Below are 13,372 nucleotides of genomic sequence, written 5' to 3' on the forward strand. Positions count from 1 at the left end.
AGGCGGTTTTCNCGAACGTTCTTCCGATTTCGAAAGTAGAGGGTCTTGCCCCGGGTTTTTATTTTTTCCAGGAGCGGGGCTTTTTCTTCGGAGGTCTCCCTGGACCCCAGAGAATTGATTCGGGATTCCAGATTCTGGATCTCGTCGTGGTAGCTCGCCAGGGTTTCAAAGATCGACGAGTAGCCGGCGTCGATCAGGGATGATTCCTTGAAGAGGCGAAAGGCCACCGCTCCGATCTGTTCATACACTCCCGAGAGCCTCTTGTTCAGGGTGTCACGCTCCTCCTGCAGGCTCTTCAGCTTCCGTTTTATCTCTTCCTGGCGGGCATCGATATGCATCATCCGGTCTATGGCGGTGCTGGCTGTCTCGATCTTTTGCCGGACTGCCTGATATTCCTCCACAAGGGAATCCACCTGGGGTGGGCGTTCCTGCTGCGGAAGATCCACGGCGTAAAGACCCGCCTCCTGGTGGGCCTGCTCGAGCCCCTGCAGTGTCCTGGTTTGTTCCTGTGTGAGGTGGCGGATTCGTTTTTGATAGTCTTTCATGGTTTCTCTCCCTTCTCCTGATCGAACGCCCGGGACAGGCACGGTTCATCCCGAAGTATACGACAAAATCCGGCCCAATGCCCGTCATTATAGTGACCTCGTTCCCGAAAAAGGTCGNACAGAACNGCCAGATTCGTCTGGACGACCCCTGTCCGGATAAAGCTGGCAGGTAATTGAGCACGAAGCGAAGACCGGTCTTTCTGCTCGATACAGGCGTTCAGGTTTGCNATGACCCCTTCGGGAAGGGGTGCTTCGAAATCCTCCTGGGTGAGCCTGCGCTGGTCATCTTCGGCCGTGTCTGGCCGTGTGCGGAGCCAGAGTACTTCCGGAAAGTAGGCCCGGGCCTGGTTCCACCACGACTCGGGGGCCCGAATTTGAAGGGTTACTGCCGAAAGCCACAGCGAAGATTGCGCCGCCTCCCCCTGGTTTCTACGCAGGGAGATCTCCCGGGTGTTGTCGGGGATCTTTATCGTTCTTGGTCCATCCTGCAGGATCACGTCCATAATCATCTCGGGACTCCTCTTCCGGACCCGAAGGTCCGGAGTATCAGTTAAAGAAGTTTGTTATATCCTCGGTATCAGGTTTCTTGAGGATCTTCCGTATACGGTGCTCCATCAGGCGACGCTGATAGCTCTCCTGCAGGGCCCGTGATGCTTCTTCCATGCGTTCCAGAGTCGATCTGCTCTCCAGAAGATGCTGTTTTTGCTCACTACTGAAGACATCGGTCGTTACCAGGAGAAAGGAAAGTTCTTCGTGATCGAGCTGTTCCAGGATTGCTCTGTCGATNTCGTAGCCTGCTGTTCGGGCGAACTGCTCCAGGTGGTGGATCGCTCGCAGGGCAGCCGAGGTATGTTCCTGCTCGTCCCGGGTTTGGGCCGGGTCGTCGTGAAAGATGGTGACCTCTGCTTCCAGGTAGGGCAGTTCCCTATGGAGTCGGGAGACGTGAAAACGCTCGGTTCCCGCCGCAAGAAGATCCAGTCGTCCGTCGTCGTAGCGATTGATCACCGATTCAATCCGGGCGAGACAACCGGTTTTCAGAATGGAGTTGCCCCGGTGGAGAAGGACTCCGAAGGGAAGGTCCTCTTCCAGGCACCGCGCTATCATCAGTTGATAGCGTTTCTCGAAGATGTGCAGGGGCAGGGGCATTCTCGGCAGGAGGACTACTCCCAGGGGAAAGACAGGTATACGTATCACGCCTGTAAAGTACTCACCTCCGGGCGGGGAATCAAATGACAAGTTTGTCCAGGGCTTGGGTTGTTTCTTCCCAGGCTGCATGGATCTCCTCCAGAGACTGTTCCAGGCAAGGTACTCGGGTCTGGCGCTGCTGGATCGCCTGGGGGTCCCGGTATATCTCGGGAAGCGCCATTTCCCGGTGGAGCGCGGCAAGCTCATCCTCGAGCCGCTCGATCTNGGCCATTTGTTCTGCCTCGAGCCGCTGGAGACGGCGAATTTCACCCTTTCGTGCCTTTTGCCGGGCGTAATCGTCGGCGGCTGGGGTGGGTGTGCCCTGTCCGGATGTATCTCCTCGGGATAGGCCGTTTCCGTTGTGCGACGAGCCGGATCCAGGGATCCGCGCCCCGGCAGAATCGGGGTCGTCGAAGATTTTTCCCAGGGAACTTTCCTCGAACTCCCGGAACGTCCCGGGGTAGAACTGCCAGTTCTGGCCCGGTGCCGATCCATCGGGCCAGAGAGCCAGAACATCGGTCGTGACGGCCCGCAGAAAGTGACGGTCGTGGGAAACGATGATCACCGTTCCCCCGTAGGTTTTGAGTGCCCTGGCGAGCACCTCCTGACTGGTAATGTCCAGATGGTTGGTGGGCTCGTCGAGGATCAGAAGGTTAAGAGGCTGCAAAAGAAGGGCTGCCATGGCCAGGCGGGTCCGTTCGCCCCCGCTGAGGACTCCCAGCCGTTTTTCCACGGCCTCGCCCCGAAAGAGGAACGCTCCCAGAATGTCTCGGACCGAAGGAAGCGATTCCGATGAGGCCTGTTCTTCCAGGTAGGTCAGGACGGTCAGGTCTGGGGGGAGCTTCTCCGGGGTGTCCTGGGCAAAATAGCCTGTCAGAACACCCGTTCCCTTTTTCAGGAGGCCCTGATATTCCTGGTCTTCCTGCGCGAGGATGCGGAGCAGGGTCGATTTTCCCGCTCCGTTTCGGCCCACCACGGCCAGCCGTTGTCCCCGGTTCAGGGTGAAGGAGAGGTTTTTCAGCACGTTCCTGGAGCCGTAGCTGCGCGAGAGATCAGCTGCCTCGAGGACGATCTTTCCCGAGGGAGCCGCCGGGGGAAGAGAGATGGTTACCGGGGCAAGATGCTCAGGAATTTCGACCCGTTCTATTTTTTCGAGCATCTTGATTCTGCTTTGAACCTGACGCGCCTTGTTTGCCTGGGCGCGGAAGCGACGGATGAAATCTTCCTGGCGGGAGATCTCCCGCTGCTGTTCCTCCCAGCGTTTTACCAGGAGGGCCACCTCTTCCTCGCGCTGTTTCTCATAGGTGCTATAGGGTCCCCGATAGCGTTTCACCGATCCCAGGAAGAGTTCCAGGATCTCCCGGGTGGTATCATCCAGAAAGGCCCGGTCATGGGAGACCAGAAGAAATCCCCCCTCGAAGGAGGTGAGAAATCCGGCAAGCCAGAGCCGGGATTCGCTGTCCAGATAGTTTGTGGGCTCGTCGAGAAGGAGGAAATCCGGGCGAGCCAGAAGGGTCCGGGCGAGGGCGACCCGCATGGCCCAGCCTCCGCTGAGTGTCGCGATTGGCCGGTCCAGATCTTCCCTGGAAAAGCCCAGCCCCTTGAGAACCCGGTGGAGAAGAACGTGGCGGGTGTGGTAATTGCTTTCTTCCAGTTGTTGATCGATGGCAGCCACTTCAAGGAGAAGGCCCTCGTTGTGGGGTGATGCTGCCAGGGCTTGGGCCTTCTCCCTGCGTTGCTCGGCCAGGGCTCGTTCCCGCCGGAATCCCTCTTCGGCGACCTGGTAGATCGTTGCTCCCGGCGGGAAGGAGCTCTGTTGGGGCAGGTAGGCCACGGTCGCCCCCCGGGCGATGCTCACGCTGCCGCTGTCGGGGGGTGTTTCTCCTGCCAGAATTCGAAGGAGGGTTGTTTTCCCGCTTCCGTTGGCTCCTACCAGGGCAGCGCGGGTGTCCCTGTTCAGGGTAAGTGAGACGCCCGAGAGAACCTGCTGCCCTCCAAAACCGAGGGATGCCTGGGTAACGGAGATCATGAGCGCCCTGTTACTCCTGGTAGAANCGGAAGAAGAGCACGATCGGTGTTGCCGGCTCTGACTGGATCACGCCACGATCGTCGATGGCGCTCTCGGGGATATAGACGAAGCGGACGCCATCGTCGGTGAGGGTGTAGAGAAAGGCCGANGAACGCCCCTCCTGCATGCGGAGTCTTACGGCCCCATCGTAACGGCTCCGCAGATTTCCCGCGATAAAGATGCTGAACTCCATGGTGGCNTGGCCGGTAAAGGCAGCAGGCAGAATGTCCGGGACCAGCCGCTGATACCCTTCCCAGCGCACGCCCCCCCTCTCATCGAGCTCCATGGAGCCAAAGGCTGTGCTCACCAGTCCGCTTCCGCGACTCAGGAACTCTTCCAGNACCTCCCGGCGCCGGTCCCGTTCCTCCTGGATGATTTCCTGNAAATCATCGTCGATGAGGAAGAAGGTCTCTCGCCGCTGACGGTCATTGAGCAGAAAGGTCGCTTCAAGCCGTTCATTACTGCCGAGAGTGAGGGTCAGGTCTGCTTCCTCGAAACGAACCGCATTCAGCCCGGCGGCCTGATATTCCTGATAGGAAAATTCTCTCTCATAGGTTGGCAGGACTATCCGGAAGGATGAGTCATCGAGGTCTCCGAACAGGCCGAAGCGGGGAGAAAAAAGCTCGAGGTTGATCTGACCGGAGCGAATCATCTCTTCGAAATAAAGGGGGCGCCACACCGAAGAGCTGATATCGCGTACCAGGCGGTCCAGCTGATCCTGGTCGTCCGAAGCGTCCAGGGGGCGTCCTCCGGCGCTGATAAGCTCGATACTTCGGCCGAAGACCCACCCGGTAATACCCGATTCCGTGAGCGCCTGGTACCAGTACCCCAGGAGACCTGCCTCGTTGGACATCTCATCGGTGCGGCCCAGGATCTTTACCACTTCTCCGTCGCGCAGGCGATAGAGACGGGTTGTGGTGCGATCGGGCATGGCTCGCACGGGCAGGGCAGTCCGGAGACTGCGGGCATAGGTATCCTGCCAGGGCTCGAAATCCCGAGCAAAGCTTTGGGCAGGATCTTTTTCATCGAAAAGGGTGATTCTGTTTATATCGAGNGTGCGGGACTCCCCCTGGGTCTGAACGGTTACGGTGTTCTGGATACGCGATGTCTCGGTGACAGCCAGGATATCTCCCGCTGAGAAGGACGAGTCCGCTTCGGGCCAGAGCACTACAGCGTAGCCGATAACACGGGGAGAGCAGGAAGCAAGAACAACGAGGGAAGCCCCTAACGCCAAGAGAGATTTCATAGCGCTTCAATATGATCACAACCGGCAACGGCAGGTCAACCGGCACGGGCAGGGCCGTCGGGANTAGCGGTCAATGACCCGTTGACATGCCCGGAGCAAGGATGACCAGAATTCTTCCCTGGCGGAGCAACTCCCGGTTGTGGGGGGATGCCAGTATGCGGTCTGCATCCTCGCGACTTATGATGATATCTGTGGGGTGTACACCAAAGGCCTGGCGCGCCATGATTCGCAGGGGATCCCTTCCGATTCGTTCTTTCCAGGGCTCTTCATCGCAGGTTTCTGTGTAGGCAGCTACGCCCCAGCGGTTGATCGCCTGGGGTAACAGCATGTCCTGCTCCAGGACCGGTCTGAGGTCGGTGTCAAAGATCTCGGGCAGCAGGGCCGGGACGATCCGGGTGGACTCCTCCGTACCCCGCAGGGGGAGTTCTTCGGCTGCGTAGATTAGTAATCCCGTAAATTCCCGAGTAGGAACCCAGGAGAGAACCCGCTCCATTCTGAAGGGATGCTGGTGTTGAAGAAAGAGACTCGCCACGTCGGGGAAGAGCGGGACCCGGTAGCTTTGGGTAACGGAGCGGAAATCCCGGGCCGGACGGGGGAACCCCCGCTCTGCCCGATCAGCGAGGTTCCTGATTTCTGCAGCGAGTTCCGGTTGTGTCAGGATGGCATCCCTGATGGTGCGGGTCGAATCGATTTGCAACGAGAGGAGTTCCGAGAAAAGGAGTGAGGGGAAACTTTCTTCCAGCTCTCGCTGGACCCGGTACAGTTGAGCCGGGTTGCTGCGGTCATTCTCGGAGACCCTTCGGGTTACGGTTATTTCCAGAAGGCTCTCTTCCCAGTTGATGGTGCTTTCTGTGCGGTCAGATTCCAGACCCGTCACGGGGAGGGAGGCTGCAGAGAGGCAGGAGAGGGTGACCAGAATTCTCAAAAGCAGGCTTTGTCGGGTGATGTTCCAAGATGTCGCTGCTGATCTTTCCGAGCGTGCCATTATCGCGATTGTCGGCACCCCCGAGGTGCATCTGAAGGTGCTTCGTTCCGGGAGCCTCCGGTAATGCTAGAAGGCCTCGCCAAAGAGAATTCCTCCCCACTCCCAGTTCCCGTGGACCTCGGGGTCGGCCGGGAAATCGATTCGGCGGAAGTAGAGGTACCACGTGGGAATCCGGTGTGACCAGCCCCAGGTGCGCAGATAGGCCTCGCTGGCGTTGGAATTGACCTCCAGATCCCGGCTGAAACGGACACGGGAGCGACGCAGGAAAGCTCCGATATCAAAGGTGGGGATGTCGCTGTTGGCGTCCATCTCGTCCTGTTGCCAGGACATGGTAAAAAAGTTTTCGCCCGCCCGGTGCCGAAGAAGCGCTGCCGGATCCTGTCGCCACAAGGCGTTTTTTATGCGTGCCACCAGGGTGTCCAGATCCTGGTGGGTCCAGCGACGGCCCGAATCGTAGAAGGTAACCTGGCGTTGCGCCTCCTGGCGCGCGTTCGGTTCCCCTGGAATCTCTGTGCGGGGGTGAGCCAGAAAGACGCGATAGCTCTCAAAGGCCTCTGGCCACCGCCCCGCCTCTCCGTAAGCCTTTGCCAGGTGGTAGGCCACGAGTCCGCGATCCAGGGAGTCGCTGTACTGATCCTGGAGGTAATGCAGGTAGTCTACCCGCTGTCGGGGGTCCTGCTCCAGGGCCAACAGGCGGTTTATGGCAACCCGGTGAGAGGCTACACCGCGCACCGTGACGTCGGGATAGCGGAAGAGAGCCCGTCGGTAATAGTGGCGGGCGAGTTCTCCTGCGCCTTTCTCCCGGTAGAGGTCGGCCGTCACACTCAGATAGTAGCCGTTATTCGGGTCGTCCCGGTATCGCGCTACGTGGGAGGTGAGAAAGGCGATCATTCCCTGGTCTCCCTCGTTCTGGCGTATCGCCCGGGCTGCCCGTTCAACCACGGGAAAGGGAGGCGTTCGTTCTCCGAAAGCTGCGTAGTTCTGCAGGGGGACGATCCGCGCGTCGGCAGGGTCCTGAAAGGAGACCATGAGAAAAGCACCGAGCGTCAGGATCAGCAGGAAGACAGAGGTTGTGATACGTCCCATTTCTCCCTACAGAATATATTGAGTTTCTGTTATTGGCAACATGGGGCTCTGCGGGTACACTACGGGCTCGGGCGGGTGCTCTGGTTGTTGTGAAGGCCCTTCGGGCCAAATCGGGGGCTCCCGCCGGAGGGCTTGAGAGAGGGCGCTGCGGGAACGGGTGGCGCAAGGACAGGTGGCAGACGATAACGACAGAACAGACGAAAGGAGAGTCCTGGTGGAAGAAATCATACGAAAAGAGGGCGACAGGCTTGTTGTGCCAAATAATCCGGTAATCCCCTTCATCGAGGGTGACGGCACGGGGCCCGATATCTGGGCCGCTGCGGTGCGCGTGTTCGATGCCGCCGTAGAGAAAGCCTACGGGGGGAGTCGGAAGATTCAGTGGAAAGAAGTTCTGGCCGGAGAAAAGAGCTTCAGAAAGACCGGGGAGTGGCTCCCCCGGGAGACGGAAGATCTCTTCAGGCACTACCTGGTGGGGATCAAGGGGCCCCTGACTACGCCCGTGGCTGGCGGGTTCCGAAGTCTGAACGTCGCCCTCCGGCAGCGCCTGGACCTCTATGTCTGTTTGCGTCCGGTGGCCTATGTGCCGGGCATCCCCTCACCGGTGAAGCGTCCGGAAGATGTGGATATGGTGGTTTTCCGGGAGAACACCGAAGATGTCTACGCCGGTCTTGAGCTCGAGTCGGGCACGGCCGATGCGACACAGCTCATACAGTTCCTGAAGGAAACCTACGGCTGGGAGATCCGTCCCNATTCGGGCATCGGAATCAAGCCAATCTCTCCGGCCGGTACGGAGCGTCTGGTTCGGGCAGCGATCAATTACGCCATTCGGAACAACCGCAAGAGTGTTACCCTGGTGCACAAGGGCAACATCATGAAATACACCGAAGGGGCTTTTCGCTCCTGGGGGTACGAGCTGGCAAAACGCGAGTTCGGAGATCGTGTGGTGACCTGGGACGACTGCGGAGGGGATGCTCCTGAAGGAAAGATCCTCATCAAGGATGCCATCGCCGATGCCTTTCTCCAGCAGATTCTTACCCGGGCGGCCGAGTTCGATGTGGTTGCTACGATGAACCTGAACGGGGACTACATGAGCGATGCTCTGGCTGCCCAGGTGGGAGGGATCGGAATCGCCCCGGGGGCAAACATCAACTACGAGTCGGGGTACGCAATTTTTGAGGCCACCCACGGTACGGCGCCAAAATACGCCGGCAAGGATATGGTAAACCCCAGCTCGGTTATTCTCTCGGGACGGATGATGTTTGAATACATGGGCTGGCAGGAAGCGGCAGATCTGATCTTCCAGGGGTTGAAGGGGGCGATCGCCGCCGGAACGGTCACCTACGACTTTGCCCGTCTTATGGAGGACGCCCGGAAGGTCTCTACCAGCGGGTTTGGCGAAGCGATTATCAGCCACATGGTAGCCCCGCCGGTTGATGCGTAACGCCCTATGCCTGTACAGCGGCGCATCCTGATCGGTTCCGGTCTTGCGGCAGGAGGGGTTGCCCTCCTGCCCTTTACTACGGGCCTGCTCTCCATGGGTGATACCGGCGGTGGATTTCTTCTGATCGCTGCCGGAGTTTTTCTCCTGTATCGGGCTTTCCTGCCCGGTGGCCGGGAGGTTAATGTCTTCTCCGGGACTCTGCTGACGCTCCTGGGTGTATTCTTTGTTCTCCAGCAGTCGGTCCTGACCCAGACCGATATCAGAACACTCTGGCCGGTCTTTGTTACTTCGGCGGGGCTGGCTCTGGTTGCCTATGGTTTTCGTCGGGGGGANCGATATCGCTATTCCCTGGTGATACCGGGGGTAGCCGTTGTGCTTCTTTCGTTTCTCTTCCTTCTTTTCAGCCTCGACCTTGTCCAGGCAAGTCTCGCTTCGCTGGCTGTGCGCTGGTGGCCGGTGCTGCTTGTTCCTCTGGGTGTCCTGATACTTCTTCCGGGTCGGGCTGGTCCGGAGGGGGACGAGGCGCCGGGCGGGGAGGAGCCCCCGGATCCGCTGGACCTGATCGAGGACGACGATCTGGAGGCCGATTCCCAGCTCTTCCGGGACGCTTCCCGGAAGCGAACGGGTGAGGAGTAGCGATTGCGATCCCCGGGGGAGGGTCACCCCGGGGTGGTGGGCCTGCTATGCCGGCGAGTGCAGGGCGGTTTGCCGTTTCAGGTGGTCCAGCAGAACAATCGCCGCCATAGCCTCGATAACCGGAACAATCCGGGGGCAGATGCAGGCGTCGTGTCTTCCCTCGGTCCTGATTGTTCGCGCTGTTCCCCCGGTATCAACNGTTTGTTGCGGCCGGGCGATGGAGCTGGTGGGTTTTACAGCTACCCGGAAGATGATCTCTTCGCCCGTGCTGATCCCCCCGATAATTCCCCCGGCGTGGTTCGTGGAAAACCCTGCGGGGGTCATCTCGTCGTTATGCTCGCTTCCTGTCATGGCAGCAGCGGCAAAACCGGCGCCAAACTCGATCCCCTTCACCGAGCCGATCGAGAGCATGGCCCGGGCGAGTTCCGCGTCGAGTTTGTCGAACACAGGCTCCCCGAGGCCCGCAGGGACTCCCTGGAGTCGACACTCGATGATGCCTCCCACGCTGTCCTGGGTCTCCTGGATAGCGGAAATCTTCCGGAGCATCTCCCCGGCTGCCTCGGGATCGCAGGCGCGCAGGGGGTTCTTCTCGATCTCGTCGGGCTGGTAGGTTCTGCAGGTTATGCCGGCGCTCGCCCTGGTATAGGCTGTCGCCGATATGCCCCGGGATGCGAGAATTTTCTTCGCGATCGCCCCTGCTGCAACCCGTCCCGCTGTCTCCCGGCCCGAGGCCCGGCCGCTTCCCCGCCAGTCCCGAAGGCCGTACTTCTTCAGATAGGTGTAATCGGCGTGGCCCGGCCGAAAGAGGTCCTTGATGTCATCGTAGGCCGAGGGGTCGGCATCGGAATTGTAGAGAATCACCAGCAGAGGGGTTCCCGTGGTCTTGCCCTGAAAAATCCCCGAGAGAAGGTGAGCNCGGTCGGGTTCCTTTCTGGGGGTAGTTACCGAGGACTGACCCGGTTTCCGGCGGTCCAGTTCTTTCTGAATGTCCTCTTCCGAGATNTCGACCCCGGGGGTCACCCCATCTACGACGACGCCCACGGCACCCCCGTGGGATTCCCCGAAGGTTGTGATCCGGAAGACCTCGCCAAAGTTGTTTCCTGCCATGATGTACCTCGGTAGTTTCAGTATTGTTGCTCTGCCGCTCCGGGGGTGTTCTCCCCCTTTCGGTCGTGCAGCTTCAGGATAGCCTGGGCAACCTCGCCAACGGTGAGATGCGAAACATCCACCAGGTGATCAGCCTGCTCCCGATAGAGAAGATCCCGGCGGTTGGCCAGGCGAAGAAAAGACCCTCGCGGATCCTGGGGATCCAGAAAAGGGGGAATCCCGCCGGCAGCGATTCTCCCGAAGAGTACTTCAGGATCGGCCCGGAGGTAAAAGATCGGACGGCACTCTTCGAGGAGCTTCATTGCCTCGGGGTTGTCACAGACTCCGCCGCCGGTAGCGATAATAAGGCGTTCCTGTCGGGGCATCTCCAGGGCTTCCTGAAGGGCCAGATATTCCTCCCGGGCAAAGGCTTCGTGCCCCAGCTCCTGAAAAAGTTGCCGCAGAAGCAGCGCCGGGGTGCTTTCTGGAGAATCGCTTGAGGGCGAAGGGCAGGGGAATCCCCTCCGGGCCGCCCGCTCCAGGATGATCTGGTCGGTGTCGATGTGGTTCGTCCCGGGCCAGGTCCGGGAGAGCTCCCGGGCTACGCTGGACTTTCCGGCGTGTTTGAGTCCCGTCAGGGTGAGATATGCAGGGAGATGCATCAGGGTCTGGAGAAGGGCGCCGGCTTTGCGATCTCGTAGCCCTGGAGATAGTCCACGCCGATCTCCTCCAGAAGCGCTCTTGTCTGACCGTCCTTCACGAACTCGGCGATTGTTTTCATGTTCATCACGTGGCCGATGTCGTTTACCGCCACCACCAGGGCCCGGTCGATGAGATCGTCGGCAATATCCTTGACAAAGGAGCCGTCGATCTTGAGGTAATCCACGGGGAGCGTCTTGAGATACGAGAAAGAAGAAAAACCGTTGCCGAAGTCGTCCAGCGCAAAGGTGACGCCGAGATTTTTCAGTCTGCGCATGAAGGCCGTGGCACGGGAGAGGTTCGCGATCGCTGCCGTCTCGGTTATTTCGAGACAGATCTGTGACCCCTGGACAGTATGGGTGCTGATAAGCTCCTCGGCGTAATCCAGAAAGCTCTCGTCGGCCAGGGATGCACCGCTTACATTAATGCTGAAGAGAGGGGTGCGTCCCTCGGTGTGCATCGCTGCAAGAAGATCGAGCGCCCTGGCGAGGACCCAGCGATCCACGGCGGGCATGAGGTTGTACTTTTCTGCTGCCGGTATGAAATCAGAGGGGCTTATGAGCCGTCCGTCGGTGTCGACCATCCGAATCAGCACTTCCTGATGATCCCGGGCCGCGCCGTTGGCAGAGACGATGGGTTGTCCCCAGAGTTCAAACTGGTTGTCATCCAGGGCGTGGTTGAGCCGCGAAATCCACTGCATCTCGCCCCGCCGTTTCAGGAAGGTGTAGTCTTCCATCTCGTAGACCTTGATGATGTTTCCGCCCTCTTCCTTGGCGAGGTACGAGGCATCGTCGGCTGCTGCTAGGATGTTGTAGATATCGGCATTGGTTCCCCGGACGGGGACGATGCCGATGCTGGCGGTGACGTGGAAGGCGTGTTTCTGCCAGATGAACTTGCGGTTCAGGCTTGCAAGAATCGCGTGTGCCGACGTCATGGCCCGGGCGATATCGGTATTGATCAGGAGGATTCCAAACTCGTCTCCCCCGAGACGGGCCAGCAGATGCTCCTCCGAGGCCACAATCCCCTTCACGTCGCTCGAGACCTGGCGCAGGAGTTCGTCCCCGGCCTGGTGCCCGCAGACGTCGTTGACGATCTTGAACTGGTCCAGATCCAGATAGATCAGGGTGTGCTGGAGAGGCGAGTCCTGGGCTGCATCGGCGACCTGCTTCAGGCGGGAGAAGAACTCGTCCCTGTTCATAAGCCCCGTCAGGGTGTCGTGGCTGGCNTGATACTCGATAACCTGGGACATCTTGCGGAGGCTGGTGATATCCTGGAAGGTGACCAGCGCCCCGTCGGTGCCGTAGTTAGTCCGTATGGGGGAGATCGATCCGGCGATGTCGACGCGTCCTCCCTGCTCCGATTCCAGATAGACGTTTTCGAAGGTAAAGGTGTCACCCCCGAGAACGGATGCGAAGGGAATTGTCGCGGGGAGTTGGGAGTGTTCGTCAAAGAGCGAGAGCACCTCCTGCAAGGGGTGACCCGTAACGTCCTGGTCAAAGACTCCTGTCAGATCCCGTGCAACGGGGTTCAGAAATTTGATCTCCTGGTCGGCCCCCACCGCAATGAGCCCATCGTTCATGGTGTCGAAGATCGTCTCGAAGAGCTGTTCCTGTTCCTGGAGTTTGCGGTCCACATCGGCCTTGTAGAGCGCGATGTCTATGGTGGTCCGGAGTTCCCGCTCCTTGAAGGGTTTCAGGACGTAGCCTACGGGCTCGGCCTTTTTTGCTCGGGCCACGGTGTTGTCGTCGGCGTAGGCTGTGAGAAAGACCACGGGTGTGCTCTGTCGTTGCTTGATCTCCAGGGCGGCGTCGATGCCGTCCCGTTCCCCCCCGAGCATAATATCCATAAGGATTATGTCGGGGTAGTGTTCGAGGGCCTTGGCTACGGCCTCGTCAGCTGTGGCGCAGAGAGCAACCACGCGATATCCGAACTTCTCCAGACGTCGCTGAAGATCAAGGGCAATGATCTTCTCGTCTTCTACGATTAATACTCGTCGGCTCACCATAGCAGTTGACCAACAGCATAGAAGGTCTTGGGAGAAAAAGCAACGATAAAGAGCCGGGCGGTCATGTCTTAGAGTTCCAGAACCCGCTTCAGCTCTGCCGGTTCGAGCCGGAAGGGGGCGCCTTTTCCTTCGAGGAAATGGTGTTTTTCAAGAAGATGGAGAGAAAGATCGCTTACCAGGAGGGGCGTCCCCTGGGGCTGGCCGTTCCGGGCTGTCACGATAGTGGCGTTGATCTTTCGAAAGACTCCATCCTCGAAGGGGGATGCCAGCCGCCCCCGGGCTTCGCTGATCGTCACGATCCATTTTCCATCGACCGTGACAGGTTCGCCCAGACCTTTTCGCCCTTCCTCTATCAGATGTCGGAGCCTGTCGGCCACATCCTGAAAGGAG

Annotated in this window: 10 protein-coding genes; 2 read left to right on the forward strand and 8 right to left on the reverse strand. The window is 59.3% G+C overall.

Features of this window, described 5'->3' with window-relative positions; translation table 11 throughout:
* Window positions 1–1,091 precede the first annotated feature (1,091 nt).
* The 5 genes from B071_RS19755 to B071_RS17420 form a co-directional block, all read right to left on the reverse strand.
* Window positions 1,092–1,820 (reverse strand): LON peptidase substrate-binding domain-containing protein, encoded by a 729-nt coding sequence (locus tag B071_RS19755; RefSeq protein WP_438829694.1) that lies wholly within the window; start codon window positions 1,818–1,820, stop codon window positions 1,092–1,094.
* Window positions 1,771–3,759: an ABC-F family ATP-binding cassette domain-containing protein gene (locus B071_RS0111800; RefSeq protein ID WP_018527284.1), complete on the reverse strand. Its 1,989-nt coding sequence runs from the start codon at window positions 3,757–3,759 to the stop codon at window positions 1,771–1,773. The genes B071_RS19755 and B071_RS0111800 overlap by 50 nt, the downstream gene beginning before the upstream one ends.
* A 10-nt stretch (window positions 3,760–3,769) precedes the next feature.
* Window positions 3,770–5,044 carry an SH3 domain-containing protein gene (locus B071_RS0111805; RefSeq protein ID WP_018527285.1) on the reverse strand — a complete coding sequence of 425 codons (1,275 nt, stop codon included), beginning with the start codon at window positions 5,042–5,044 and terminating at the stop codon, window positions 3,770–3,772.
* A gap of 70 nt (window positions 5,045–5,114) precedes the next feature.
* Window positions 5,115–5,969, reverse strand: coding sequence for a TP0624 family protein (locus B071_RS18635; protein ID WP_018527286.1), 855 nt, complete (start codon window positions 5,967–5,969; stop codon window positions 5,115–5,117).
* A gap of 126 nt (window positions 5,970–6,095) precedes the next feature.
* On the reverse strand, window positions 6,096–7,115 hold the full coding sequence (locus B071_RS17420; protein WP_018527288.1) for a tetratricopeptide repeat protein: 1,020 nt from the start codon (window positions 7,113–7,115) through the stop codon (window positions 6,096–6,098).
* Between the two features lie 214 nt (window positions 7,116–7,329).
* Between B071_RS17420 and icd the strand changes: the two genes are divergently transcribed.
* On the forward strand, window positions 7,330–8,556 hold the full coding sequence (gene icd, locus B071_RS0111825) for an NADP-dependent isocitrate dehydrogenase (protein ID WP_018527289.1): 1,227 nt from the start codon (window positions 7,330–7,332) through the stop codon (window positions 8,554–8,556).
* Between the two features lie 93 nt (window positions 8,557–8,649).
* Complete coding sequence (locus tag B071_RS20125; protein ID WP_438829698.1) at window positions 8,650–9,192, forward strand: LiaI-LiaF-like domain-containing protein; 543 nt, start codon at window positions 8,650–8,652, stop codon at window positions 9,190–9,192.
* Between the two features lie 45 nt (window positions 9,193–9,237).
* Here the strand turns inward: B071_RS20125 and aroC are convergent, their stop codons facing one another.
* From aroC to B071_RS0111845, 3 genes are read right to left on the reverse strand one after another with little or no spacing between them, the layout of a single operon-like run.
* Entirely contained in the window at window positions 9,238–10,299 is a 1,062-nt protein-coding gene (gene aroC / locus B071_RS0111835) for a chorismate synthase (RefSeq protein ID WP_018527291.1), read from the reverse strand.
* Between the two features lie 17 nt (window positions 10,300–10,316).
* Complete coding sequence (locus B071_RS0111840; RefSeq protein WP_018527292.1) at window positions 10,317–10,940, reverse strand: shikimate kinase; 624 nt, start codon at window positions 10,938–10,940, stop codon at window positions 10,317–10,319.
* Window positions 10,940–12,982, reverse strand: coding sequence for an EAL domain-containing protein (locus B071_RS0111845; RefSeq protein ID WP_018527293.1), 2,043 nt, complete (start codon window positions 12,980–12,982; stop codon window positions 10,940–10,942). The genes B071_RS0111840 and B071_RS0111845 overlap by 1 nt, the downstream gene beginning before the upstream one ends.
* Window positions 12,983–13,372: the final 390 nt, after the last annotated feature.

This window comes from Alkalispirochaeta alkalica DSM 8900 (genome assembly GCF_000373545.1).
GTDB classification, from domain to species: domain Bacteria; phylum Spirochaetota; class Spirochaetia; order DSM-27196; family Alkalispirochaetaceae; genus Alkalispirochaeta; species Alkalispirochaeta alkalica.